The 24,241-nt window shown below is 69.1% G+C and carries 21 protein-coding genes; 12 read left to right on the top strand and 9 right to left on the bottom strand.

Annotated features, from left to right (window positions below; translation table 11 throughout):
- Window position 1: 1 nt before the first annotated feature.
- Window positions 2–709 (bottom strand): protocatechuate 3,4-dioxygenase subunit beta, encoded by a 708-nt coding sequence (gene pcaH, locus HWX31_RS00290; protein ID WP_059612303.1) that lies wholly within the window; start codon window positions 707–709, stop codon window positions 2–4.
- A 287-nt stretch (window positions 710–996) separates the two neighbouring features.
- The gene (locus tag HWX31_RS00285) at window positions 997–1,674 is read right to left on the bottom strand and encodes a YebB family permuted papain-like enzyme (RefSeq protein WP_174964313.1); all 678 of its coding nucleotides are present in this window, start codon (window positions 1,672–1,674) and stop codon (window positions 997–999) included.
- A gap of 121 nt (window positions 1,675–1,795) precedes the next feature.
- On the opposite strand from HWX31_RS00285, the gene HWX31_RS00280 reads away from it, so the two are divergent.
- The 4 genes from HWX31_RS00280 to HWX31_RS00265 all read left to right on the top strand — a co-directional run bounded on the left by HWX31_RS00280 (window position 1,796) and on the right by HWX31_RS00265 (window position 4,466).
- Window positions 1,796–2,533 carry a helix-turn-helix domain-containing protein gene (locus tag HWX31_RS00280; RefSeq protein ID WP_174964314.1) on the top strand — a complete coding sequence of 246 codons (738 nt, stop codon included), beginning with the start codon at window positions 1,796–1,798 and terminating at the stop codon, window positions 2,531–2,533.
- 125 nt (window positions 2,534–2,658) lie between these two features.
- Complete coding sequence (gene pcaQ / locus HWX31_RS00275) at window positions 2,659–3,654, top strand: pca operon transcription factor PcaQ (protein WP_174964315.1); 996 nt, start codon at window positions 2,659–2,661, stop codon at window positions 3,652–3,654.
- A gap of 110 nt (window positions 3,655–3,764) precedes the next feature.
- Window positions 3,765–4,124 carry a type II toxin-antitoxin system RelE/ParE family toxin gene (locus HWX31_RS00270; protein ID WP_174964329.1) on the top strand — a complete coding sequence of 120 codons (360 nt, stop codon included), beginning with the start codon at window positions 3,765–3,767 and terminating at the stop codon, window positions 4,122–4,124.
- Between the two features lie 45 nt (window positions 4,125–4,169).
- A complete protein-coding gene (locus HWX31_RS00265; RefSeq protein WP_059774702.1) occupies window positions 4,170–4,466 on the top strand; it encodes an XRE family transcriptional regulator in 297 nt (98 codons plus the stop codon).
- A 1-nt stretch (window position 4,467) separates the two neighbouring features.
- Here HWX31_RS00265 and HWX31_RS00260 read toward each other — a convergent pair whose 3' ends face one another.
- The 4 genes from HWX31_RS00260 to HWX31_RS00245 all read right to left on the bottom strand — a co-directional run bounded on the left by HWX31_RS00260 (window position 4,468) and on the right by HWX31_RS00245 (window position 11,183).
- Entirely contained in the window at window positions 4,468–5,757 is a 1,290-nt protein-coding gene (locus HWX31_RS00260) for an APC family permease (RefSeq protein WP_174964316.1), read from the bottom strand.
- A 114-nt stretch (window positions 5,758–5,871) separates the two neighbouring features.
- Window positions 5,872–10,248, bottom strand: a complete 4,377-nt coding sequence (locus HWX31_RS00255) for a DEAD/DEAH box helicase (RefSeq protein ID WP_174964317.1) — start codon at window positions 10,246–10,248, stop codon at window positions 5,872–5,874.
- A gap of 127 nt (window positions 10,249–10,375) precedes the next feature.
- The gene (locus tag HWX31_RS00250; RefSeq protein ID WP_059612291.1) at window positions 10,376–10,900 is read right to left on the bottom strand and encodes a metal-dependent hydrolase; all 525 of its coding nucleotides are present in this window, start codon (window positions 10,898–10,900) and stop codon (window positions 10,376–10,378) included.
- 55 nt (window positions 10,901–10,955) lie between these two features.
- Entirely contained in the window at window positions 10,956–11,183 is a 228-nt protein-coding gene (locus HWX31_RS00245; protein WP_174964318.1) for a hypothetical protein, read from the bottom strand.
- A gap of 12 nt (window positions 11,184–11,195) precedes the next feature.
- Between HWX31_RS00245 and ggt the strand changes: the two genes are divergently transcribed.
- A complete protein-coding gene (ggt, locus tag HWX31_RS00240; protein ID WP_059612289.1) occupies window positions 11,196–12,917 on the top strand; it encodes a gamma-glutamyltransferase in 1,722 nt (573 codons plus the stop codon).
- Window positions 12,918–13,064: 147 nt separating this feature from the next.
- On the opposite strand, the gene HWX31_RS00235 is transcribed toward ggt, so the two are convergent.
- Entirely contained in the window at window positions 13,065–14,261 is a 1,197-nt protein-coding gene (locus tag HWX31_RS00235) for an MFS transporter (RefSeq protein WP_174964319.1), read from the bottom strand.
- A 43-nt stretch (window positions 14,262–14,304) separates the two neighbouring features.
- The gene (locus HWX31_RS00230; RefSeq protein WP_174964320.1) at window positions 14,305–15,225 is read right to left on the bottom strand and encodes an alpha/beta fold hydrolase; all 921 of its coding nucleotides are present in this window, start codon (window positions 15,223–15,225) and stop codon (window positions 14,305–14,307) included.
- Between the two features lie 249 nt (window positions 15,226–15,474).
- On the opposite strand from HWX31_RS00230, the gene HWX31_RS00225 reads away from it, so the two are divergent.
- Window positions 15,475–15,945: a winged helix-turn-helix transcriptional regulator gene (locus HWX31_RS00225; protein WP_174964321.1), complete on the top strand. Its 471-nt coding sequence runs from the start codon at window positions 15,475–15,477 to the stop codon at window positions 15,943–15,945.
- A gap of 11 nt (window positions 15,946–15,956) precedes the next feature.
- On the opposite strand, the gene HWX31_RS00220 is transcribed toward HWX31_RS00225, so the two are convergent.
- Complete coding sequence (locus HWX31_RS00220) at window positions 15,957–17,378, bottom strand: TolC family protein (RefSeq protein WP_174964322.1); 1,422 nt, start codon at window positions 17,376–17,378, stop codon at window positions 15,957–15,959.
- 282 nt (window positions 17,379–17,660) lie between these two features.
- Between HWX31_RS00220 and HWX31_RS00215 the strand changes: the two genes are divergently transcribed.
- From HWX31_RS00215 to HWX31_RS00190, 6 genes are all read left to right on the top strand, one after another.
- Window positions 17,661–17,834 carry a hypothetical protein gene (locus tag HWX31_RS00215; RefSeq protein WP_088507726.1) on the top strand — a complete coding sequence of 58 codons (174 nt, stop codon included), beginning with the start codon at window positions 17,661–17,663 and terminating at the stop codon, window positions 17,832–17,834.
- 212 nt (window positions 17,835–18,046) lie between these two features.
- Complete coding sequence (locus tag HWX31_RS00210; RefSeq protein WP_415493899.1) at window positions 18,047–18,247, top strand: hypothetical protein; 201 nt, start codon at window positions 18,047–18,049, stop codon at window positions 18,245–18,247.
- Window positions 18,248–18,380: 133 nt separating this feature from the next.
- Window positions 18,381–20,501, top strand: coding sequence for a peptidase domain-containing ABC transporter (locus HWX31_RS00205; RefSeq protein WP_174964323.1), 2,121 nt, complete (start codon window positions 18,381–18,383; stop codon window positions 20,499–20,501).
- Window positions 20,498–21,502, top strand: a complete 1,005-nt coding sequence (locus tag HWX31_RS00200; protein WP_174964324.1) for a lysophospholipid acyltransferase family protein — start codon at window positions 20,498–20,500, stop codon at window positions 21,500–21,502. The genes HWX31_RS00205 and HWX31_RS00200 overlap by 4 nt, the downstream gene beginning before the upstream one ends.
- Window positions 21,503–21,523: 21 nt before the next feature.
- Window positions 21,524–22,819, top strand: coding sequence for an HlyD family secretion protein (locus tag HWX31_RS00195; protein WP_174964325.1), 1,296 nt, complete (start codon window positions 21,524–21,526; stop codon window positions 22,817–22,819).
- Between the two features lie 4 nt (window positions 22,820–22,823).
- Window positions 22,824–24,221, top strand: coding sequence for an OmpW/AlkL family protein (locus HWX31_RS00190; protein ID WP_175933856.1), 1,398 nt, complete (start codon window positions 22,824–22,826; stop codon window positions 24,219–24,221).
- The last annotated feature ends 20 nt before the right edge of the window (window positions 24,222–24,241 follow it).

Here is a 24,241-nt window from a genome sequence, read left to right as displayed (position 1 = left end):
TTCAGCGCTCCATCGGGGTGGCGTCGCGGCCGCGCAGCACGATGTCGAATTCGTAGCCGAGCGCATAGCCTTCTTCGGTGATGTCCAGCGAGAAACGCGAGATCAGCCGGTCGCGCGCCGCTTCGGGCGTGCCCTGGAAGATCGGGTCGTACGCGAGCAGCGGATCGCCGGGGAAATACATCTGCGTGACGAGGCGCGAGCCGAAGTAGTCGCCGAACAGCGAGAAATGGATGTGATTCGGACGCCACGCGTTCCGGTGGTTGCCCCACGGATACGCGCCCGGCTTGATCGTCAGGAAGCGGTAGCGGCCTTCGTCGTCGGTCAGGCAGCGGCCGGCGCCGAGGAAGTTCGGGTCGAGCGGTGCGTCGTGCTGGTCGACCTTGTGCACGTAGCGGCCGGCGGCGTTCGCCTGCCAGACTTCGACCAGCGTGTTGCGGACCGGCTTGCCGCCTTCGTCGAGCACGCGGCCCGTGACGACGATGCGCTCGCCGAGCGGCTCGCCGTTCTTCACCGCGTTCTTCGTCAGGTCGTGATCGAGCGCGCCGAGATCTTCGGCGCCGTACACGGGCGCGTACTGGTCGCGCAGCTTCTCCTTCAGCGGAATCAGCGGCCGGGTGGGGCCGCGCTTCACCGACGAGCGGTATTCGGGGTGGATGTACGCGGGATGCGACGGCCAGTCGCGCGGTGTGAGGATCGTGGGGGAATCCATCGGGCGTCTCCTGATAGGTTTTCGAGAGAGGTGATGGGAGGACTTTAGCCAATCCGGAAAGTTATGCAAAATGACGTTTTTTCGCTGGACGCATAACCAATCGTTATGTGACGCGCCAATGAAGAAACCGCCGGACGGCGGCTGCCGCTCCGGCGGATAAAGCGATCGGGCTCGCGTATCGTCGGTGACGAACGTTGCACGGCCCTCCAGCCAGCCCGTCGCTGCTTGTTGTTCGTTTTTCTTGTGGTTGTCCTGCGTGGTCTCCGTCGCGCGCGGTATCCGGCGCGTCAGGCGCGGCGCGGATCGAACACGATCCCGTCGAATTCGAGCGTCAGCCGGACGCAGCGCAGCAGGCTTGCGGGCGTGACCGTCTCGCGGGCCCACGGAATGCGCCCGAAATACCACAGCCGCCAGAAGCCGAGCTTCGCGCCGGGGCGGCGCGCGAGCAGCGTCGAGAACGTCTCGACGTCGCCGACCTCGATGCCCGTCGCGTCGCCGAGCACCTCGCGCACGTAGCGCGAGCAGAACTGGCGCCGCGAGCGCAGGTTGAAGCCGGTGTCGTACAGCGTGCCGATCCGCCGTTCGGCGGCGGCCTGCATGCGGCGCTGCTCGTCGGCGGTGGGCGGCGTCGCGAGCCGCGCCAGCGCGAGGCGGCCGCCTTCGGAGCGCTGGACGAAGCGCGTGAGCGGCGTCAGCTTCGCCCACGGAAACGTGCTCTCCGCGACCACGGGTTCCGCGCCCGACGTGTCGACGACGATTCCGACATGGTTGGTCCACGTCCCCGTCGCGTCCGCGATTTCGCGGAACGGGCGCACCGGCACGCGGATGAACACGAGATCCCCGACGTGCGCGCTTGCGGCGAGCGTGCGCACGGTCGCGAGCGGCAACGCGCGCCCGGTTTCGCGGGCGTCGCGCGGTGCGGCGCGATGCGGGGCGGTTGCGGCTGTTTCGGTTCGGATCGTCATCGCATCTCCGTCGATCAGTGACAGGTCGGAGCGGATTATGCAGACAAGTATCGAAAACCGTGCGACAGTACGCGCCGGTAGCCTTGAGTTTCACTTTAAGCATCATTTTTAGATACCAACCATGACCGAAATCGCCCAGCTCATCGATACGCTGAAGCGCCTGCTGAAGGCGCAGGGCATGACTTACCGCGACGTCGCCGGTTCGCTCGCGGTGTCCGAGACAAGCGTGAAGCGCCTGTTCGCGAGCGAGCGCTTCACGCTCGAGCGCGTCGTCCAGATCGGCGAACTGCTCGGCTACACGCTCGCCGAGCTCGTGCAGGAAGCGTCGGCGTCCGCGCCGCGGCTGCACGTGCTGACCGAACAGCAGGAAGCGCTGCTCGTGTCGGACGAGAAGCTGCTGCTCGTCGCCGTCTGCGCGATCAATTACTGGACCGTGGACGACATCGTCGCGGCCTATCGCGTGACGAAGGCCGAATGCCTGAAGTACCTGCTGATGCTCGACCGGATGAACGTGGTCGCGCTGCTGCCGGGCGACCGGATCCGCGTGCGCGTCGCGCGCGACTTCGACTGGCTGCCGGGCGGCCCGATCCGCCGCTACTTCCATGCGCATGCGCTCGGCGATTTCCTCGACAGCCGCTTCGACGGCCCCGGCGAGACGATGACGTTCTCGCAGGGGATGCTGACCGAGGCCGCCGCCGCGGAGCTCGAACAGGAGCTGCGCCGGCTGCGCAGCAAGGCGGCCGCGCTGCATGCGGAATCGTCGTCCGCGCCGCTCGGGCAGAAGCACGGCACCGGGCTGCTGATCGCGAAGCGGATCTGGGAGCCGGCCGGTTTCGAGGCGCTGCGGCGGGCGGCGTGACGGGGCGGCGGCAGGCGGGGAGCGAACGACCCGCAGCGGCGGACGAAAATCGGAAGGCAGCGCTTGGGTGTATCCGAAAAGTTATGCAAAATGGCAATTCAATATCCTTTGCATAACCGTTTGTTATGACTAACCGTATCGCCGACGGCCGCGTCAAGTTCCGGCACCTGCAGTGTTTCCTCGCGGTCGCGCAGTTGGGCGGCGTGCAGAAGGCGGCCGAGAGCCTGTCGATCACGCAGCCGGCCGTTTCGAAGACGATCGCCGAGCTGGAGTCCATCCTCGGCGTCAGGCTGTTCGAGCGCAGCCGGCAGGGCGCGCGCCCGACGCGCGAAGCGCAGCTTTTCATGCCGCATGCGAACGCGTGCGTGCTCGCGCTGCGGCAAGGCGTCGGGCTGCTCGCGCACGACGGCGGCGGCGCGGTGGCAACGCTCGAGATCGGGATGCTGCCGACCGTCGCGGCGTCGCTCGCGCCGGCGTTGATGAAGGCGCTTGCCGTGCGCTGGCCGCGCGTCGTCGTGCGGCTCGCGACCGCCGCGAATGCCGACCTGCTCGAACGCCTGAAGGCGGGCGCGATCGAGTGTGCGATCGGGCGGCTGTCGGAGCCGGAGCGGATGGTCGGGCTCGCGTTCGAGCAGTTGTACAACGAGCCGCTCGTCGCGGTCGTGCGCGCCGGACACCCGCTGATGGCGAGCGCCGCGCCGGCCGCCGAGCTTGCGCGCTACCCGGTCGTGCTGCCGCCGTACGGCACGCTGATCCGGCAATCGGCCGAACAGCTGCTCGGCGCGTGCGGCGCGCCGCCGCTGGACGCGTTCATCGAAGTGCTGTCCGTGTCGGTCGCGCGCGCGCTCGCGCTCGAGAACGACGCGGTCTGGTTCGTGCCGCAGTACGCAGCCGAATACGACCTGTCGACCGGTGCGCTCGCGCGTTTGCCGCTGCCGTCGGCCGGCACCGACGAGCCGGTCGGGCTGATCCTGCGCACCGATGCCGAGCCGTCGCCCGTCGCGCGCACGCTGATCGACGCGGTGCGGGAGATTGCGCGGGCACGGTTCGGCGACGGGCGGCCAGGGGAGGTATCGCAAAGCGGCCGCAAGCGGGCGCGCGGCGACAAGGCATCGGAATAGCGCCGAATCGTACCGCGGCGTCCGTCGCGCGAGATTGGCCGGACGGCCGAGGTTCGCTTTCGTCGCACTTGGCATATCGTATCAATTTTGGTACGATAGGTGTCAAGACGATGACGAGGCAACAGTTACAGGCGACGTTGAGCGTGCGGTTCTTCTGCACGGCTGGCGGAAACGAACCGGTCCGCGAATGGCTCAAGGGGCTCGATCAGGCGGAGCGGAGGGCGATCGGCGAAGAGATCAAGACCGTTCAATTCGGCTGGCCGCTCGGCATGCCGCTGGTCCGGAAGATGTCGAAGGATCTGTGGGAGATCCGGGTCACGCTTCCGACGCGAATCGCGCGAGTTTTCTTCACCGTCGTCGACGATGCGATGGTCCTGTTACACGGGTTCATCAAGAAGTCGCCGACCACACCGACGGACGATTTCGACGTCGCAAGGTCTCGGCTGAAAGCCGTGAGCAACGGCATCTGAAAGGGACGGCCGGACAGCAGGCAACGCAAAGCAAAGGAGTACGACATGACGACCACGACCAACCGCCACATCGGCAGTGACTTCGACGCTTTCCTCGAAGAGGAAGGCCTCCTCGAGGAGGCCACCGCGACCGCCATCAAGCGGGTGATCGCGTGGCAGATCGGGCAGGAAATGAAGGCGCAGCACATCACGAAGACCGCGATGGCCGCGCGGATGAAAACCAGCCGCGCGGCGCTCAACCGCCTGCTCGACGAAACCGACACGAGCCTCACGCTGACGACGCTCGCGAGCGCTGCCGCGGCGCTCGGCAAGCGCTTGAACTTCGAGCTGGTGCCGGCCTGAGTCAACGCCCGCGGCCGGCCACTCGCAGATAGAGCAGCGCCGCACCCGCCAGCAGCAGCGGCCAGACGATATACCATCCGGACGTCAGGAACAGCCCGGCGACCGCAACCAGCGAGATCCACGCGCAGCGATGCGCGATGCCGCCGCGCGGCAGCAGTTTCAGCGCCGCCGCGGCGCCCAGCGCATACACCATCACGAAGCAGCCGGACGTGACGAGCACCAGCGGCTTCGGCCCCACGCCCGCGAGCGTCGTCGCAACCAGCGCCAGCGCCGCGAGCGTGGCGATCACGCCGAGGCTGCGGCGCGGCACGCCGCCGACCTGGCTGCCCTGCGCGAGCCAGGCCGGCAGCGCGCCGTCGCGCCCGAGCGCCGCGCCGAGCTTGGCCGCACCCGCGAAATACGCGTTCATCGTGCCGAGCGTCAACAGCAGCGCGCCCGCGGCGGCCAGCACCTGCGCATGAGCGCCGATGCCGCGCGCGATCAGCTCCGCGAGCGGCGCGCCGGACGCGCCCGCCGACGGGCCGAGCACCGTCACGCTGGCCGCCGCCACCGACAGATACAGCAGCCCGACCACCACGACCGCGATGCCGGCCGAACGCGGCATGTCGTGTGCGGGGCGGCGGAATTCGGCCGCGAGATGCGTGATCGCTTCCCAGCCGGCGAAGCTCCAGACCAGCAGCGCGGCCGCCTGCCCGATCGCGAGCCAGCCGTGCGGCGCGAACGGCTGGAGATTCGCCGCGCGCGCGTGCGGGGCCGACGCGAGCACGGCGGCGAGCAGCAGCGTCACGAGCAGTGCGGACAGCACGAGCTGCATTCGTCCCGACACGGTGACGCCGAATGCGTTGGCCGCCGCCACGATCGCGATCAGCACGGCGGCCGTGACGACGACCGTCGCATGGCCGCCGCCCGTCACGGCCGCGACGTACGCGCCGCCGAACATCGCCGCGGCCGGCGCGCCGGCCGGCACCGCAAAGTAGAAGCACCAGCCGACGATCGCCGCGGCCTTCGGCCCGAACGCGCGGCGCGCGTAGGTCGAGACGCCGCCGGCGTCCGGGAAGCGCGCGCCGAGCGCCGCGAACGTCGCCGCGAGCGGCGCGGACAGCACGACGAGCGCCGCCCACGCGAGCAGCGAGGCGGGACCGGCGACGTCGGCGGCGAGCGCGGGCAGTGCGATGACGCCGGTGCCGAGCACCGCGCCGACATATAGCGCAGCGCCCTGGAAAATCGTCAGCGAGCCTGCGTGATGAGCGGGAGATGACGCCGCGACGTGCGGGTCGGCCGAGGAACGCATGAGGGGATGTCTCCGGAATCGTTGGAATTGGCGCGGGAAGCCGGCGCAGCAGAACGCCCGATGGTAGCGGAACGCGCGGCCCCTTGCGTGCGGCCGTTCAGTAGTCAGCGGATGTCAGGAGCGGCGCGCGAGCCGCACGCGCGCGTCCTCGCGCGCGGCGGGCGACAGCTCGGGCGCGTAGTGGAATGCGCCGGCCACGAGCGACGCGACCGGCACGCCGTCGCGGAACAGCACGCGATTGCCGGCCAGCGCGGGCACCTTGTCGCCGGGCAGCAGCGTGCCGGCGAGGTTCAGCGGATCGGCGCCCGTCACGCAGACGAACTGGCCGCTGCCCGGCTGCCGCCGCAGCTCGCGCAGGATCGGGATCGCTTCGGGCAGCGCGAACTGTTCGCCCGCCAGCCCGGCGACGAAGCGCCCGCCGCGAATCTCGCCGCGCGCTTCCAGCCGCTGCAGCACGCGCACCAGTTCGCGCCAGCCCGGCAGCCAGTCGGCTTCGCGTTCGAGCAGCCGCCAGAATACGACGCCGTAACGGCGCAGCAGCGTCCACGCGATGTGTTCGAGCGCTTCGGGATCGGTCGCGGCGAGCATGCGCGCCGGCGGGCGCTGCGGCGTGCCGGCGGGCGGCGCGGGACGCTGCACGAGCGCCCAGCGCCCGGCGTCGTCCATGCCGCCGATCAGCGCGCCGCCGCGCCGGGTGCGCGGCGCATGGGTGGCGCTGCGCTTGACCGCCGGCTTCAGCAGCGCGCGCAATCCCGCGAAGCTGTCCGCGTTTACGAGGCCCGCGGACACGAGTTCGCCGAGCGCCTGTTCGAGTTCGACGGGCAGCATGTGCAGGTCGCCGAGCAGTTCGTCGAAGAACATCGCGCCATGCGCGGCGAGCGCGTCACGCACCTGTGCCGCGCGCGCCGACAGCACGGGCTGCGCGGCCGGATCGCGCAGCGCCTGCCACGCGGCGAGATCGCGGCGCGGCAGCAGCACGATCGGCGTCGTCTTCACGGGCGTACCCGCCGCGCGCGCCGGCGCGCCGATGCGGGTCCACGCGAGCTTGCCGGAACGGCACAGCTCGTCGAGCCCGCCGGTCATGTAGTCGGCCAGCCGCGCGGGCAGCAGCGCGTCTTCCCAGGCGCTCGCGGCCGCTTCGTAGCCTTCGAGCTGCTCGACGACAGCGGCGAGCGCGTCGCGGCCGGCGCCGCGCGTGTCCGGCGTCAGGTGCTGCCAGTGGAACAGGAAGCGCATGAAATCGGCGCGCTCGACCGGCTCGATTTCGCGACGCAGGCGCTTCACCGTATAGCGGTGGATGCGCGCAAGCAGGTGGCGTTCGCACCATTCGTCGCCGGCCGCGGCCGGCGTAAACCGGCCGCGCATCACGTAGCCTTCCTGCTCGAGCGCGGCGAGGGCGGACGTGAGCGCCGCGACGGGCAGGCCGAGCGGCCGCGCGATCGCGTCGAGCGCGAGCGGCCCGAAGCCGGTCAGCCGCGCGCGGATCACGTCGACGAGCGCGGCGTCCGCTTCCCATGGTTCGGCGCATGCGGCCGGCACTTTCAACGCGGGCGTGCAGCGCGCGTCGGGATGCAGCGCGCGCACGCAGACGAGCCGTTCGACCGGCACCCACAGCGCCGCGCCGTCCGGCGCGACCAGCTTCGTCGCGCGGCGGCGCTCGGCCAGTTCCGCGAGCCACGCGGGCCAGCCGTCATGCGCGCGCGCTTCGTCGTCGGCGATGCAGGCCAGCGTGAGCAGCGCCTCGTGCATTTCGTCCGCGTCGCGCACGAGCGGCCACGCTTCGTCGCGCACCGCGGCGATCGCGTCGGCGTCGAGCGCGCCGAGATCGTCCGCGGATTCGGGGTCGCTCCAGCGGCGCGCCTGCACCGCCTGCGTGCGGCGCTCCTCGAGCGGCGCGTCGTCGAGGAACGCGTACGGCTTCGCGTTGAGGATCTCGGCCGCGAGCGGCGACGGCGCGGGCAGGTCGCGCGCGACCAGCGCGATCGCGCCGCTTTCGATCCGGCGCAGCAGCGCGAGCCAGCCGTCGGTGTCCATCGCGTCGTGCAGGCAGTCGTCGAGCGTCTGGTCGACGAGCGGGTGCGACGGAATCTCGCGCTCGCCGACGATGTTCTCGAGACACGCGACCTGATCGGGGAACACGGTCGCGAGCAGGTCGTCGCTCTTCATCCGCTGCAGTTGCGGCGCGGTCCGCTTGCCGCCGGTGAAGCGCGGCAGCGCGAGCGCCGTCGTCGCGTTCCAGCGCCAGCGCACGCCGAACAGCGGCGCGTCGAGCAGCGCCTGCACCAGCACGTGCTCGGCGCTGACTGCGCGCAGGTAGCGCCACACCTCGTCGAGCGCGAAGCTGTGCGCGAGCGACAGCGACAGGATGATCGCGTCGTCGGTCGCGGCGGCCTGCAGCTCGAAATTGAACGTGCGGCAGAAGCGCTTGCGCAGCGCGAGCCCCCACGCGCGGTTGATGCGGCTGCCGAACGGCGAATGGATCACGAGCTGCGTGCCGCCCGATTCGTCGAAGAAGCGCTCCATCACGAGCGTGTCCTGCGTCGGCAGCGTGCCGAGCGCCGCGCGGCTGCGCGCCAGGTAGTCGACGATCTGCCGTGCGGCGTCGGGCGACAGCCGCAGCGCGTCGACGAGCCAGCGCAGCGCGGGCGCGAGGCGGCCCTCGGCGGCGCCCGCCTGCCGATCCCCCTCGGCGAACAGCGCGTCGAGCCGCGCGCGCAGCCGGCCGACCGCGGCCGACAGCTCGTCGCTGCGTCCCGGCGCCTCGCCGAGCCAGAACGGAATGTTCGGCGACTGGCCCTGCGCATCCTCGACGCGCACGCGGCCCGTCTCGACGCGGATGATCCGGTACGACTGGTTGCCGAGCTGGAACACGTCGCCGGCCAGGCTCTCGATCGCGAAATCCTCGTTGACGGTGCCGACCTGGATGCCCTGCGGCTCGAGCAGCACCGCGTAGTCGGCCATGTCGGGGATCGTGCCGCCGGACGTCGTCGCGGTCATCATCGCGTTGCGCCGCCCGCGCACCGTGCCGCCGACCACGTCGCGGTGCAGGTACGCCGCGCGCACGCCGCGCCGGCTGGTGAAGCCTTCGGCCAGCATCCTCATCACGTCGTCGAAGCGCTCGCGCGACAGGCGCGCATAGGGCGCGGCCTGCGTGAAGCTGCGATACAGCGCGTCTTCCCGCCATTCGGCGCACGCGACCTCGGCGACGATCTGCTGCGCGAGCACGTCGAGCGGCGCTTCGGGAATCCGCAGCGTGTCGAGCTCGCCGCGCCGCACGCAGTCGAGCAGCGCCGCGCATTCGACGAGCTCGTCGCGCGACAGCGGGAAGAGGCGCCCCTTCGGCACGCCGCCGACGTGGTGCCCCGAGCGGCCGACGCGCTGCAGGAACGGCGCGATGCCGCGCGGCGAGCCGACCTGGCAGACCAGATCGACGTCGCCGATGTCGATCCCCAGCTCCAGCGACGCGGTCGCGACGAGCAGCTTCAGCTCGCCGCGCTTGAGCCGCTGTTCGGCGTCGAAGCGATGCTCTTTCGCGAGGCTGCCGTGATGCGCGGCGATCGCGTCCTTGCCGAGCCGGTCCGCGAGATGGCGCGCCATGCGCTCGGCGGTGCGCCGCGTGTTGACGAACACGAGCGTCGTGCGGTGCGCGGCGGCGAGCCCCGCGATCCGGTCGTACACCTGTTCCCACACGTCGGTTGCCATCACCGGTTCGAGCGGCACGTTCGGCAGCTCCAGCGCGAGATCGCGCTCGCGCGTGTGGCCCGTGTCGACCACCGTGCAGTCGCGCGGCGCGTCGGCGGGGCCGCCGACCAGGAAGCGCGCGACCGCGTCGATCGGCTTCTGCGTCGCCGACAGGCCGATGCGCGGCAGCGCGCGTCCGGTCAGCGCGTCGAGCCGTTCGAGCGACAGCGCGAGATGGCTGCCGCGCTTGCTGTTGGCGAGCGCATGGATCTCGTCGACGATCACCGAGCGCACGCTCGACAGCATCTGGCGGCCCGACGTCGACGACAGCAGCACGTACAGCGATTCCGGCGTCGTCACGAGGATGTGCGGCGCGCGCTTGCGCAGCGCCGCGCGCTCGGCCTGCGTGGTGTCGCCGGTGCGCACCGCGGTGCGGATCGCGGGCACCGGCAGGCCGAGCCGCGCGAGCGATTCGGCGATGCCGGCGAGCGGCGCGTCGAGGTTCACGTGGATGTCGTTCGACAGCGCCTTCAGCGGCGACACGTAGACGACGAGCGTCGCGTCCGGCAGCGTGCCGTCGTGCGCGAGCGCGTCGCGCACGAGTTCGTCGATCGCGCAGAGGAACGCGGTGAGCGTCTTGCCGGAACCGGTCGGCGCCGCGACGAGCGTCGAGCGGCCGGCCTTGATGTGCGGCCACGCGAGCGCCTGCGCGCCGGTCGGCGCGGCGAACGTGCGCTGGAACCAGGCGGCGACGGCGGGGTGGAACACGTCGAGCACGCTGGCGGCGGGGCGGGTGGCGGTGACGTCCATCGATGCGGCTAAATAGGGCTCAAGCCAGGGCTCAAGCCCGGCTCATGCGAAGTGCAAGCGCGCCGATGCCGCACGGCGCGCGCGAACCGTCAGTGTGCCAGACGCGGCGCGTGCGCGCCGGAAACCGCTACACGCGATGCAGCCACCCGAGCCAGTGCTGCAGCGCCGGCGCGCGCGTCCACACCGACTGCGCGAGCCACAGCGCGCCGCCCCACGCGGCGGCGACGACGATCAGGTCGCAGTGCCCGCTGTTCCACAGCTTGAGCGAATGCCGCCGCCAGATCCACGGCACGCCGAGCGGGTTGGGCCAGTCGGCGAGCAGGTGCATCAGGCCGCCGCACGCGAAGCCGAACAGCGGCGCGGCCCACAGCGGGTGCGGATGATGGGTGAGCGCATGCCACGCCAGCGCGAGCAGCGCGGCCCAGCCGACGCCCCAGTGCGTGACGGTGCGGTGCGTGATCCACAGGCGGCGCTTGCGGCTCCACCAGGCGATCTCGAGCCAGTCGGGCGCCGTGCCGCCGGCGACGCCGGCCGCGAATGCGGCGGGGATGCCGAGGTGCCAGGGGCCGGTCGCGCCGGCCTGCGCGACGAGCAATGCTGCGATCAGGCCGGCCGCGAAGCCGCTCGCATGATGTGCGTTGTGTGATGCCATATGGAAAGACGACGGAAAGACGAAGAAGAACGCGCGGCGCGAAAACGAGGGGGCGCTATCTTCGCAGATCGGCGCGCGTCGTGGGCGGTTGTCCGAAGAATTTCGCGCCGCGATGCGATGCGATGCGTGATGCAGTGCGTGATGCGGATTGCGGGCATTTCAGCGTGGCCGCCGTGTTTGACCCTTTTTGTCCCCCTATACTACGAAGCCGGTGCATGGCCGTCGGCGCGCCGGCGGCCATCAGCGGATCAGGTGCTTTTTCCAGCCTGAAGGAGATCGACATGGGAGACATGCAATGACTACGCTGAATCGCTTCAAATCGTCCGCCGTCGCGCTCGCGACGGTGGCCGGCATCGGCTTCCTGCCGAATGCGCCCGCCTATGCGAAGGGCCCGCAGCCCGCGATCCTGACGAGCTCGGCGGTCGCGGTCGCGGACAAGTACAGCGCGGATGCCGCGGAGCGGATCTTCAAGGAAGGCGGCAACGCGATCGACGCCGCGGTCGCGATCGCGTTCACGCTCGCCGTCACGTATCCGGAGGCCGGCAACATCGGCGGCGGCGGCTTCATGACCATCTACAAGGACGGCAAGCCGTACTTCCTCGACTATCGCGAGCGCGCACCGCTCGCGGCGACGAAGGACATGTATCTCGACAAGGACGGCAACGTCGTCAAGGGCATGAGCCTGTACGGCCCGCGCGCGGTCGGCGTGCCGGGCACGGTCGCGGGCATGTGGGAAGCGCAGAAGCGCTTCGGCAAGCTGAAGTGGCAGCAGGTGCTCGAACCGGCGATCCACTATGCGCGCGACGGCTTCGTCGTCGACGAGCAGCTCGCGCAGCGCGGCGTCGACGCATCGAAGGAGTTCGGCGGCAAGACCAACTTCGACAAGTACTTCGCCGGGATGAAGGCGGGCGCGAACTTCAAGCAGCCGGATCTCGCCGACGTGCTGACGCGAATCTCGAAGGGCGGCGCGAAGGGCTTCTATGAAGGCAAGACGGCCGAGCTGATCGCCGCGTCGATGAAGACCGGCGACGGCAACGGGCTGATCACGACCGAGGATCTCGCGCAATACCGCGCGACGTGGCGGCAGCCGGTCGAGGCGAGCTGGAACGGCTACCGGGTGATCACCGCGCCGCCGCCGAGCTCGGGCGGGATCGGGCTCGTGCAGCTGCTGAAGATGAAGGCGGACCGCAAGCAGGACTTCGAGGGCGTCGCGCTCAACTCGCCGCAGTACATCCACCTGATCGCGGAGATCGAGAAGCGCGTGTTCGCCGATCGCGCGCAATACCTGGGCGACCCCGACTTCTACAAGGTGCCCGTCTCGCGGCTGATCAGCGACGCATACATCTCGAAGCGCGCGGCCGAAGTGAATCCGAAGGAGCCGTCCGACACGAAGAGCGTGCAGCCGGGCCTCGGCACGGAGATGCCGGAGAAGGCGGAAACGACGCACTTCTCGGTGGTCGACAAGTGGGGCAATGCGGTGTCGAACACGTACACGATCAACGGCTATTTCGGCTCGGGCGTGATCGCCGACGGCACGGGCATCGTGCTGAACGACGAGATGGACGATTTCTCCGCGAAGCCGGGCGTCGCGAACATGTTCGGCGTGGTCGGCAGCGACGCGAACGCGATCGAGCCGAAGAAGCGCCCGCTGTCGTCGATGTCGCCGACGATCCTGACCCGGGACGGCAAGGTGTCGCTCGTGATCGGCACGCCGGGCGGCTCGCGGATCTTCACGTCGATCTTCCAGGTGATCAACAACATCTACGACTTCAAGATGCCGTTGAAGGAAGCGGTCGGCGCGATGCGCTTCCATCACCAGCTGCTGCCGCCGAACACGATCTTCTGGGAGCCGTACCACCCGATCGAGGGCGACCTCGCGAAGCAGATCGAGGCGCGCGGCTATACGCTGAAGGGGCAGGATTTCAGCGGCGACATCCAGGTGATCAAGATCGACGGCAAGACGCCCGAGGCAGTCGCCGATCCGCGCGGGCGCGGGGTGACGCGGGTGATTCACTGACCGCACGCATGCGCGTTCGCACAAGCGGACGCGCATGCGCTCGATGCCGCGGGGCGGTGCGCGCGGCTGCCGCGTGTGTGGTGTTTGCCGTGTTTGCCGCCCCGCACGCGTGCAGGCAGCCGGCGCCGCGCGCGTGCGCTCCGCGCGTCACGCCTTGCCTCCCGGGCGGGCCGCGACCACGAGGCACGCGGCGCACGCGACGCCGCCGCCCGCCGCGAGCATGACCGCCGATAGCCCGCTGCGGGCAAGGATCGACGCGCCGAGCATCGCGCCGATGCCGGATGCGCCGTTGAACACCGTCGTGTAGAGCGCCGACGCCGGTATCGCGGCCGCGCCGCCCGCGCGCAGCACCCACGTCTGGATGCCGACGAACAACGCGGAAATCGCGGCGCCCCACGCGAGCAGGCACGCCACCGCCGCAGCCGTCCCGGCGCGCGGCACGAGCCAGCCCAGCCCGATCAGCGCGGCGCACATGAACGCCAGCGCCATCACGATCACCGTCCTGAAATGACGGTCGATGGCAAGCCCCGTCAGCACGTTGCCCAGCAGGCCCGCCGCGCCGAATGCAAACAGCAGCAGCGCGACGGCGGCGGGCGCGACGCCCGGCATCTGCCGCAGATACGGCTCGATGAACGTGAACGCGCCGAAGTGGGCGGCGACCGTGAAGATCGCGACCGCATAGGCCATCCACAGCGCGCGATTGCGCAGCACCCCGGCAAGCGCCGCGCCGCCGACCGAGCCCTCGGCCCGGATCGTCGGCAACGCGGCGGCCATCAGCAGCGCCGTCAGCAGGCTCAGCCCGCTCAGCGCGCCGAACGCCACCCGCCAGTCCCAGTGCTGGCCGATCACGTTGACGATCGGCACGCCGAGCACGCTCGCGATCGAGATGCCGCCGAACACGACGGCGGTCGCGAGGCCGAGCCGGTCGCGCGGCGCGATCTGCGTGGCGAGCGCCGCGACCATCGCCCAGAACACGCCGTGCGCGAGCGCGCCGGCGATGCGCGCCAGCATCAGCGCCGGGAACGCGGGCGCGACGGCGGACACGCCGCTCGACGCCGCGAGCAGCAGCATCAGGCCGATCAGCAGCGGCTTGCGGGGAAAGTGATTCGGCAGCACGGCCGACAGCAGCGCGCTGCCCGCGCCGATCCACGCGTAGGCCGACACGATGAGGCCGACGGTTGCCGGACGTGCGTGCAGGTCGGCGGCGATCGACGACAGGAGCCCGATCGGCGCGAACTCCGTGACGACGATGGTGAAGGTGGCGACGGCGAGGACGGCGATCGCCAGCCAGCGGTGCAGCGGCGAGACCGCATCGCGCCGGGCCGGTGCAGTGCAGGTGGACATGACGGTAGGCTCCGTTGGGATGGATGGGGCGGACGAAGCGCGCTCAGGTGTTCCGGATGAACTGCGCGATCCGGTTGGCGACGGCCTGCGGCGCGTCTTCGAGGCAGTAGTGGCCGACGCCCGCGAGACGCTCGACGGACGCGGCCGGGAACAGCGCGGTGAAGAGCGGCAGGAAATGCTCGGCCGCGAGCGTGCGGTCGGCTTCTCCCCAGATCGCGAGCGCGGGCTTGTCGGCGATCGCGCGCACGGTCGCTTCGCCCGGCGCTTCGAAGCGGTGCGCGCCGGTGGCGAAGCCTTGCGCCCAGCCGATCGCGCCGAGGCAATCGGGCGGGCTCGCGAACGGCGCGCCGTAGGCGGCGAGCCAGTCGTCGGTGATGATCGCGGGGTTCTCGAAGCCGTTGAGCTTCAGCGTGCTCAGGATGTTGAAGCCGAGCTGCCCGAGCACGGCCGCGAGGCTGCCGTCCGCCGCCGCGCCGGCGATCCAGCGGAACCACGGTGAAGCGCGGCCGTTCGCCGTCACGCGCTCGACGAGGTCGGGCTGGCCGAACGGCGTCGGCGCATTGGCCGACACGATGCGGCGGATGCGGTGCGGATGGCGGGCGGCAAGCCCCATGCCGACCGGGCCGCCGAAATCGTGCATGACGAGCGTCACGCGGTCGAGGTCGAGCGCGAGGACGAGCCGCTCCAGATTGTCGATGTGGTCCTGCAGCCAGTAGCTGCGATCCGGCGGCGTCGCGCTTTTTCCGAACCCCATGTGATCCGGCACGACGACGCGGTGAGTGGGGCTCAGCACCGGGATCAGGTGGCGAAACAGATAGCCCCAGGTGGGCTCGCCGTGCAGGCACAGCACCGTCTCGCCGTCGCGTGGCCCTTCGTCCACGTAGTGCATCCGGAAACCCGGTGCGTCGTCGAAATGCGGGGCGAACGGAAAAGTGCCGCCGAACGTGGCGTCGGACCGGATCATCGGGCGCTCCTTTCGATAGTAGGGTGAGTGGAGAATGTGGTTTCAAGTTGAAACCGATTGACATCCTAGGCAAGGTGGTTTCAATTTGCAACCGTGAGAATTGTCAGGTCGTGCGGGATCGTCGGGCTGCACGGAGCGCTGCAATTGCCGCGATCACGCGTCACGCCACGTCGTTCGAAAGCAATTGATTTCCGGCTTGAAGGGTTTTATATTGCAACCGATTGCATGTACGGCAGGCAGGACGTATCGATGAACAGGCGAACCACTCACCAGGACTCTTCATGCGGCGTCGCGCGCCCGCTGGACGCGATCGGCGACTGGTGGTCGCTGCTGATCGTGCGCGACGCGTTCGACGGCCTGAGCCGGTTCGGCGAATTCCAGAAGAGCCTCGGCCTTGCGAAGAACATCCTGGCCGCCCGGCTGCGCAACCTGGTCGCGCACGGCATCCTGGATGCGGTGCCCGCGGCCGACGGCGGCGCGTACCAGCAATACGTGCTGACCGAGAAGGGACGCGGCCTGTTTCCGCTGCTCGTGGCGCTCCGGCAGTGGGGCGAGGATTTCTTCTTCGAGCCGGACGAGGCGCACGTGCTGCTGGTCGACCGGAAGAACGGCTTGCCCGTCAGGAGGCTGGAGCTGCGCGCGCAGGACGGGCGCGTGCTCGGGCCGGAAGACACGGTCGTGCTGCTGCCCCCGGCGGCGGACGCGCCGCCACGGGGCTGACGCCGCGCCCGTCACTCCACGCGCGCGCCGCCCGCCGCATTGCTCTGCAGGAAGCTGTCCACCGCCACCAGCGATTGCTCGTCGAGCGTCCCCAGCACGCTCTTCAGCTTCAGCTGCAGCTTGAGCGCGTCGAGATAGCTGTCGAACAGCTTCTGCCGGATGCCCGAGATGTCGCGGCGCAGGTTCAGCGTTTCGTAGGTCGTGCTGTACCCGACCTGATGCGCCTTCAGCGACGCGTCATACGCGAGCCGGGCGGCCTGCAGCGACTGCTGCAGCGCGCGGATGCGCGTGCCGATCGAGTCCAGCGCGGACAGCGCTTCGCGATGATCGGTGCTCAACTGCTCCTCGACCTCGCGCAGCCGGTTGCGATACTGCGCCGTCACATGCTCGGCCTCGACCTGCCGGTAGTACACGCTGCCGCCGGAGAAGATCGGGATCGTCACCTGCACGCCGACCGCGCTCTGGTGGAAGTCCGAGCGATCGGTCAGCCCGCGCAGGTTCGGGTTGAGCCCGCGCGAATACGACGCGAACAGGTCGACGGTCGGCAGGTGCTCCGCGCCGATGCGCTTCGCGGCGAGCCGCGCGACCTCGACATCGCGATACGCCTGCCGGTACGCCGGGTTGTCCTGCGGCGCGTAGTCGCCCGACGGAATGCGCGGCGACGTGCCGCGCAGCGCGAGGCGCGGCCAGCGCGCGAAATCGATCGTCGCGCCGAGCAGCGTTTCGTAGCGCGCGCGGCGCGCATCCACGTCGGTCTGCGCGAGCGCTTCGTCCGATTGCGCGAGACTGCGGCGCGCCTCGATCTCCGCAGTGTCGCCGATCGTCTTCATGCCCAGTTGCGCCATGCGGCGCGTATCGCTTTCGAGCCGCGTCAACGCGCTCACTTCGTCGTCGGCCGACTGCAGTTTCTCGCGCGCGCTCAGCAGGTCGAAGCACGCGTTCGCGACGCGCAGGATCAGGTCCTGCTTCGCGACTTCCAGCTTCTGCTTCGCCGATTCCTCGTATTCGGTCGCGCGGCGCATGTCGTACAGGTAGGGGAGGTTGAACAGCGCCTGCGTGACCTGCGCGGCGCCGTACGCGGCGTTATTCGAGCCGCTGACGTCGATGCCGAACAGGTTCGCGTGCGTGCCGTAGCGGCCCCATTCGAGCTGCGCGGTGGCCTGCGGCAGCATCAGCGCGCGCGCCTCGGGAAACTTCTGTCGCGCCGCGTCGTATTCGCTCTGCGCCTGCTGGTAGCGCGGATCGTGCGCGACCGCGTACTGGTACGCTGCGTCGAGGCAGAACGCCTGCGCGTTCGAGGTGCCGGCTACCACGATTACAGCGGCCAATGATAGCGTCGCGATTCGAATATTCCTCCTAAATCGATTTCTTGATAGGTAATTACCCGTATATCGAGAAATCGATGTGTGGCGCGCGCACCTCGTTTCAAACATGGCCGTCTCCGTTCTGTCCCCGTCCCGCAACGGATTGCGGCCGGATTTAAACGTTTAAAAAAAATAAAATTCAAACAGCGGAAATTTCGCTGAACTCGATGCGAGGGAAAGCACCTGCGTAAGAGTGTGTCCTCCATTGAATTGGAAGGCGCTCGCATGATAGCCTGAATTCGGCTGGTAATCGCAGTGATTATTACATTTAAAGTCGCTCGATGATTAAAAGCCGTTTTTATGTCAACGAAGGTTCTTTGCATCATCTTTATTTTTTACGAGGAGAGAATGATGAAGGTCATGACGACGGAACAGGTCAGGAACGTGCATGGCGGCGGCCCGATCAGCTCGCTGGGCAGCCTTGCGGTGGACGCTGCGCCGCTGGTGACGGCGCTCGGCCAGTTCCTGCCGAGCCTCGGCAATTACCTGCAGAACCCGAAGACTTTCAATAACACCGGCAAGTAATATCGCCGTGCGCGGGGAGGCGCCCCCCGCGCGATGCGTAATGGAGCAAGAAGTAAAAAATGCAGTCGCCGCGGAAATAATTACAGGGAATCATAATGCCTGATTTTCGTGCGGCGATTATCGGGAGGAAGGACTGCCGGGTATGAATGAAAGAATTCAAACGCGCGGTTGATTTCGATCTGCTGACGGTTTGAAGGCATTCCGAAAACATGATGAAGGCCACGAAAATGCGAGACATCACGGAAGATCAGGCCCGCCGGATTTGCGGCGGAGCGTCGTCGTACTCCAATTCAGCCGCCTATACGGTCGACCTGGTGAACCAGTCGATCGGTTCCACTCTGCAAGGGCTGATGTCCCAATACCAGGCCCGCGTCGTCGAGCAGTTCCGGATGTCGCTCGGCTCCGAACACTGAACGGGCGGCCCCGCCGTTCCGCCGCCGCAGCCGGCTCGCCCGGCTGCGCCCCTGCGTTTTGCGCGCGACGCGCCACGGGCCCGCCTCGACGGGCTCCGGCGCCGTGTCGCCGCGTTCTGCGACTGCCCGACCCATGCTTTTCAAACCGCGTAAAGTCCGTCCGATCCTGCAGGACGAGGTGACGGAGTGCGGCCTGGCCTGCCTCGCGATGATCGCGTCGTGGCACGGGCGCGAGACGACGTTGCGCACGCTGCGCAACCGCTATCCGGTCAGGATCGATTCCGGCCTGTCGTTTTTCGACCTGATGGAGATCTCGAACGATCTCGGCCTGCGCGCGCGCGGGCTGCAGTTCGACGCATCCGAGCTCGACGCGCTCAAGACGCCGTGCATCCTGCACTGGGGCATGAACCATTACGTCGTGCTGACGAAGGTCGGCTACGGCAGCGTGCACATCGTCGACCCGGCGCTCGGCGAGACGAAGCTGCCGCTCGCGCAGGCGCTCACGCACATCTCCGGCTACGCGCTCGAGCTGAACCCGGACATCGGCTTCACGCACGCGGGGCCGGCGGACCGCATCCGCCTGCGCGACTATCTCGAAGGGCTGACCGGCATCCGCAAGAGCCTCGCGATCGGCATCGCGGGCGGCGTGGCCGCGCAGCTCCTGCTGCTGCTCGGCCCGTCGTACGTGCAGCTGACGATCGACGAGGCGCTGAAGAAGACCGACGTCGACATCCTCACGCTGCTGACGATCGTGTTCGCGATCGTGTTCCTGTTCGACACGCTGTACGCGAACCTCGTCGGCAACATCAAGAGCTACCTGCGCAACATCGTGTCGCAGCAGCTGTCGTCGAACATGGTCGGCCATCTCGCGCGGCTGCCGATCGGCTACTACCTGTTCCACAACACCGGCGATTCGATCTCGCGCGTGTCGTCGGTGTCGGAGGTCGGGCGCTTTCTCGTCGACGGCCTCGTCGGCGGGCTGCTCAACATCGTCACCTGCGTACTGACGCTGGTGCTGATGCTGTATTACAGCCCGGTGCTGGCCGCCATCAGCGTCGCGGGGATGGTGCTGTTCGCGCTGAGCCGGCTCGCGATCCAGCCGCACCTGCAGGACGCGATGTCGCAGATCCTCACGCGCGGCGCGGAAGCCGACGCGCTGCTGATCGAGAACATCCGCTCCGCGCATTCGATCAAGCTGCTGTCGGCCGAGACCGCGCGCAGCAGCCTGTGGGTCAACGCGTTCACGCAGAAGCTGCAGGCGATGCGCCAGCAGGAGCGGCTGCAGCTGATGTTCGACGCGATCTCGAAGGGGATCGTGCACGTCGAGCAGCTCGTGATCGTCACCTACGGCGCATGGCTCGTGATGCACGGCAAGAGCACGATCGGCGTGATCTACGCGTTCATCCAGTACAAGAACCTGTTCGCGGACAAGTTCATCGATTCGATCCAGCTCTATGTGCGCCGCAAGGTCCTGCAGGTGCACATGGACCGCGTCGCGGACGTGCTGCAGACCGAAACCGAGGAGCCGGCGCCGGATGCGCCGGTGCGCCCGGTGGACGGCTTCGACGGTGCGCTGTCGATTCGCGGCCTGTCGTATACGCCGAAGGGCGGCAACCGGCCGATCCTGCGCGGCATCGATCTCGACGTGCCGGCCGGCGGCAAGATCGCGATCGTCGGGCGCACCGGCAGCGGCAAGACGACGCTGCTGAACCTGATCTGCGGGCTGGTGCGGCCCGAGCCCGGCACGCTGCGCGCGGGCGGCGCCGATCTCGCGGAAGTGAACCTGCGGCAATACCGCAAGCACCTGGCCGCGGTCACGCAGTCGGACCAGCTGTTTCGCGGCACGATCCGCGACAACATCACGAACTTCGCGCCCGCGCCGCGCCTCGGCGCGATGTTCGACGCCGCGAAGCTCGCGTGCATCCACGACGAGATCGAGCGGCTCGACCATCGCTATGACACGCCGCTCGGCGATACGCAGAAGTTCCTGTCGGCCGGGCAGATGCAGCGGCTGCTGATCGCGCGGGCGCTGTACTGCGAGCCGCGGCTCCTGATCCTCGACGAGTTCTCGTCGAACCTCGACCAGGCGACGACGCACGAGATCTGCCGCAACGTGCTGACGCTGCCGTGCACGATCGTGCTCGTCACGCACGACGCGTCGATCCTGTCGATGGTCGACCGGATCTACCAGATGCACGACGGCGTGCTGACCGACGCGACGGCCGCGTGGCATGCGCGCGAGGAGACGGCATGACGCTTGCGCGGCTGTTCCTGTTCAACGCGTTCTCGTACGCGTACCTGGTCCGGCGCACCGTGCGCGCGCTCGCGCTGCGCACGTCGCCCGCGCGCGGGCTGCGGCTGATGCGCTGGTGCTCGGCCGCGTGCCTGCGCTGCTTCCCGTCGATCCTCGAATCGATCGAGCGCGCGGTCGCGCACATGCTGAGCGGCCACCTGAACGACGATCCGCAGCGCGTGCGGCAGGTCGCGGCGGCAATCGTGCGCGAGCTGTTCGAGGCCGAGTTCGCGGGGCTCAAGCTGCGCACGCACAGCCTCGAATCGATGAAGGCGATGATCGACGCGATGGCGTGCGAAGGCGACGCGCAGCTGCGCGCGGCGCTTGCCCGCGGCGGCCCGCTGATGCTCGCGGGGCTGCATTTCGGCAACCTGATGCTGTTCGTCACGAAGCTGCGTTTCCTGCTGCCCGCCGATCGCAAGCTGATCGTGGTGCTGCACAAGGACGCGCCGGGCGCGTTCTTCGACGACGCGCTGCGGCTCGTTAGCGAATACGGCGCGGGGCAGTGCGAGCTGATCGACATCGAGGAGCGCGTGCAGTTGCGGCGGCTGCTGACGAGCCTGCGCCGCGAGCAGCCGGTGTTCCTGCTGTTCTCCGACCTGCACGGCAAGTTCGGCAAGACCAACCGCTGCCGGCTCGGCGGCCGCTGGGTGCGGATGGCGGGCGGCGGCGTGAAGCTCGCGGTCGAGCACGGCATTCCGGTGCTCGTCGCGTATGCGACCGGCGTGCCGTTTCGCGACCGCTGCACCGTGCATTTCGCCGAGCTGGAAACGCGCGCGCTCGCGCCGATGCTCGGCGCGCACGACGATGCGTCGCCGGTGCGCGCGACGCACCAGCGGATCGTCGACCGGCTCGAGCAGGCGCTCGTGCGCCAGCCCGAGCAATGGCATTTCTGGGAACACTTCACGCCTTACCTGATGCCGTCGCCGCTGCTCGATGCCGCCGCCCGCCGACATTCCTGACGCCCCCGACGAGCCGATTCCATGCCGATCTGGTATTCCGCCCTCCGAGAACAGAAGCCGTCGCGCAAGCTCGCGCGCGGCACGACGTTCGGCACCGTGATCAACGGCGTCGTCGACGTGCCGGTATCGATGCGGTTCCTCTGCTACCTGTCGCTCGCGATGTTCGCGATGTTCGTGACCGCGCTCGTCGAGCTGAGCTATGCGAACACCGAGAGCGTCGCCGGGATGCTGACGCCGCGCGCCGGCCTGATCGGCGTCGGCGCGCCGCCGGGCTGGGCGGTGCGCGAGGTGTACGTCGGCAAGGACCAGCACGTGAAGGCGGGGCAGCGGCTGCTGGCGGTGACGCGCGACACGAGCTTCGTCAGCCAGGCGAACAACGTGCAGGGGATGCGCGCGGCGCTCGCGCGCCAGCGCGTCGAGGTCACGCAGCAGATCGACGCCGCGCGGCTCGAATACCGGTCGTCGGTGCAGCAGATCAACCAGCAGATCGCGGCGCAGGGCGAGAGCCGCGCGCTGATCGACCGGCAGATCCAGGACCAGAAGCGCATCGTCGGCGAATACGGCGAGCGGCGCGACCGCGTGAAGCAGCTGCTCGACGAGCAGGTGGTGACGCTCGAGCAGTACAACCAGGTGAACACGCAGTACCTGCAGGCGAGCCAGGCCTACCAGGATCTGCTGCTGCGGCGCGCGGAGCTCGCGAAGAACGCGATGAAGCTGCGCGGCGACCTGGACACGATGCAGAGCAAGTACGACGGCGCGAACGCCGAGCTGAAGATCAAGCAGGAGGAGCTGAACTCGAAGGAATACAACATCGACGAGAACGTCGACCAGGTGCTGTATGCGCCGGCGGACGGGCAGATCGTCCGGCTCGACGTCGTGCAGGGCGGCGTGATCGACCCGGCCGGCACGCGCGTCGTCGAGATCCTGCCGGCGAAGGCCGACGGGCTGATCGCCGAGGTGTACATCCCGTCGTCGAAGGCCGGCTTCGTCAAGCCGGGGCAGGACGTGAAGGTCGCGTATGCGAGCTATCCGGTCGAGAAGTTCGGCACGTACCGCGGCAAGGTGCTGTCGATCTCGCCGGTCGCGTTCTCCGCAAAGGAGTTGAACCTGCCCGGCGACGCCGCCGCGCCGCAGACCTACTTCAAGACCTGGGTCGAGCTTGCCGACCGCACGCCGTCGTTCGAAGGCAAGGCGCTCGCGCTGAAGGCCGGGATGATGCTGAAGGCCGACGTCGTGCTCGAGCGGCGCAGCCTGCTCGAATGGCTGTTCGAGCCGCTGTACCGGATGCGCCAGCGCATCTTCGGCGCGCCGGCCTGACCCGATGGCGAGCCGCGACACGTGCATCCGGCGCCGCCGGCGCCAGGGCTGGGCGCGTCCGCTGTCGTGCTGGCTCGGCGCGACATTGTTCGCGTGCGGGGCGGCCGCGCACGCCGCGCCGCTGCCCGACGGCGGCGACACGCGCTGGCAGGCGGGCGCGGACGGCATCGGGTTCTGGCCGGGCGGCGATGCGGACGGGTTCGATGCGTCGTCATGGCGCACGGACGACGCGCCCACGCGCACGGACGGCGGCGCAGCCGCTCCGGGCGGGCCGCCGCCCGCGCCGCTGAGCGCGGGCGCGATCACGCTCGGCCGGCGCGCCGCGCTGCCTGGCCGCCGCGCTTGCGGCCTGGCGCGGGACGACGGCGCGGACGGCATCGGCTTCGACGTCGACGTGACGGACGCCGGCGCCTGCGGGGCGGCGGTGGCTGCGGCGCGCGACGATGCGCGTGCGCCGCAGCCGGCCGGCGTCGTGCACGCGGACCGGATGCCGTACGAGCTGCGCCCGATCGATCCGTCGCGGCTGCCGGACCTGCCCGCCGCGCAGGCGCCGTCGCTGATGGAGCAGCTGACCGGCGACGACCGCAACATGGTCGGCCTCGGCTGGCACTTCGTCGCGACGACCGGCCGCTCGACACCCGTCACGACGCACACCGATGCGCTCGGGCTCTACAGTTTCGAAAACCGCGGCTCGAGCCTGTCGCTCAGCAACACGAACACGCTGGCGTTCACGTTCACGCATTTCTTCAGCGAAAACTGGGCGACCGAACTCGACGGGGGCATTCCGCCGGTGCTGACGCTGCGCGGGCACGGCAGCATCGGGCTGCCGCTCGACCGGATCTTTCCGGGCGCCAAGGGGCGGCTGCCGCTGATCGATCTCGCCAATCCGGACAGCAATCCGCTCGCGACGACGCGCGCGTGGCTCGCCTCCGTCGTGTTCAAGTACTACCTCGGCGAGCGCGACGACCGGTTCCGGCCGTTCGCGGGCCTCGGCGTCAGCTATACGCGGTTCACGAACACCAACCTGAATCCGGTGTTCCAGCGCAAGCTCGCGTCGCTCGGCGGGCTGCTCGGGGCGGGCGCGGACGTCGGCAGCCTGCAGGGGCTGCTGCTCGATCCCGCGTGGTTCCAGCGGGTGTGGAACGCCGGCGGCGACCTGCTGCTGTCGGGCCGCACCAATGTATCGGCGAAGGTGAAGAGCGTCTGGGAGCCCGTGTTCATGCTGGGCGCGAGCTATCAGGTCACGCGCCGCCTCTGGATCACGGGGATGGTCACGTACATTCCGCTGCGCACGAAGATCACGCTGGACATCAGCCAGCAGAACCGGACGCTCGCGTCGAATACGTTCGACATTTCGGCGAATCCGGTGCTGGCGACCGTGCTGCTCAATTTCCGCTTCTGAGCGGGCGGCGCCACGCCGCG

It is taken from the genome of Burkholderia ubonensis (genome assembly GCF_902833085.1).
In the GTDB taxonomy this organism is placed as follows: domain Bacteria; phylum Pseudomonadota; class Gammaproteobacteria; order Burkholderiales; family Burkholderiaceae; genus Burkholderia; species Burkholderia ubonensis.
The sequence above is the reverse complement of the archived record's forward strand: the minus strand, read 5'-3'. Positions and strand labels throughout refer to the sequence as shown.

What these genes read in the sequence shown, in the direction of transcription:
- HWX31_RS00215 (WP_088507726.1), top strand. Translation starts at nt 17,661, where the DNA reads ATGAAGGTCATGACGACGGAACAGGTCAGGAACGTGCATGGCGGCGGC.
- HWX31_RS00260 (WP_174964316.1), bottom strand. Translation starts at nt 5,757, where the DNA reads ATGCGTTCCTCGGCCGACCCGCACGTCGCGGCGTCATCTCCCGCTCAT.
- HWX31_RS00205 (WP_174964323.1), top strand. Translation starts at nt 18,381, where the DNA reads ATGCTTTTCAAACCGCGTAAAGTCCGTCCGATCCTGCAGGACGAGGTG.
- HWX31_RS00225 (WP_174964321.1), top strand. Translation starts at nt 15,475, where the DNA reads ATGAACAGGCGAACCACTCACCAGGACTCTTCATGCGGCGTCGCGCGC.
- HWX31_RS00285 (WP_174964313.1), bottom strand. Translation starts at nt 1,674, where the DNA reads ATGACGATCCGAACCGAAACAGCCGCAACCGCCCCGCATCGCGCCGCA.
- pcaQ (WP_174964315.1), top strand. Translation starts at nt 2,659, where the DNA reads ATGACTAACCGTATCGCCGACGGCCGCGTCAAGTTCCGGCACCTGCAG.
- HWX31_RS00280 (WP_174964314.1), top strand. Translation starts at nt 1,796, where the DNA reads ATGACCGAAATCGCCCAGCTCATCGATACGCTGAAGCGCCTGCTGAAG.
- HWX31_RS00235 (WP_174964319.1), bottom strand. Translation starts at nt 14,261, where the DNA reads ATGTCCACCTGCACTGCACCGGCCCGGCGCGATGCGGTCTCGCCGCTG.
- HWX31_RS00270 (WP_174964329.1), top strand. Translation starts at nt 3,765, where the DNA reads ATGACGAGGCAACAGTTACAGGCGACGTTGAGCGTGCGGTTCTTCTGC.
- HWX31_RS00245 (WP_174964318.1), bottom strand. Translation starts at nt 11,183, where the DNA reads ATGTCGATCTCCTTCAGGCTGGAAAAAGCACCTGATCCGCTGATGGCC.
- HWX31_RS00190 (WP_175933856.1), top strand. Translation starts at nt 22,824, where the DNA reads ATGGCGAGCCGCGACACGTGCATCCGGCGCCGCCGGCGCCAGGGCTGG.
- HWX31_RS00210 (WP_415493899.1), top strand. Translation starts at nt 18,047, where the DNA reads ATGAAGGCCACGAAAATGCGAGACATCACGGAAGATCAGGCCCGCCGG.
- HWX31_RS00200 (WP_174964324.1), top strand. Translation starts at nt 20,498, where the DNA reads ATGACGCTTGCGCGGCTGTTCCTGTTCAACGCGTTCTCGTACGCGTAC.
- HWX31_RS00195 (WP_174964325.1), top strand. Translation starts at nt 21,524, where the DNA reads ATGCCGATCTGGTATTCCGCCCTCCGAGAACAGAAGCCGTCGCGCAAG.
- HWX31_RS00250 (WP_059612291.1), bottom strand. Translation starts at nt 10,900, where the DNA reads ATGGCATCACACAACGCACATCATGCGAGCGGCTTCGCGGCCGGCCTG.
- HWX31_RS00265 (WP_059774702.1), top strand. Translation starts at nt 4,170, where the DNA reads ATGACGACCACGACCAACCGCCACATCGGCAGTGACTTCGACGCTTTC.
- ggt (WP_059612289.1), top strand. Translation starts at nt 11,196, where the DNA reads ATGACTACGCTGAATCGCTTCAAATCGTCCGCCGTCGCGCTCGCGACG.
- pcaH (WP_059612303.1), bottom strand. Translation starts at nt 709, where the DNA reads ATGGATTCCCCCACGATCCTCACACCGCGCGACTGGCCGTCGCATCCC.
- HWX31_RS00220 (WP_174964322.1), bottom strand. Translation starts at nt 17,378, where the DNA reads ATGTTTGAAACGAGGTGCGCGCGCCACACATCGATTTCTCGATATACG.
- HWX31_RS00255 (WP_174964317.1), bottom strand. Translation starts at nt 10,248, where the DNA reads ATGGACGTCACCGCCACCCGCCCCGCCGCCAGCGTGCTCGACGTGTTC.
- HWX31_RS00230 (WP_174964320.1), bottom strand. Translation starts at nt 15,225, where the DNA reads ATGATCCGGTCCGACGCCACGTTCGGCGGCACTTTTCCGTTCGCCCCG.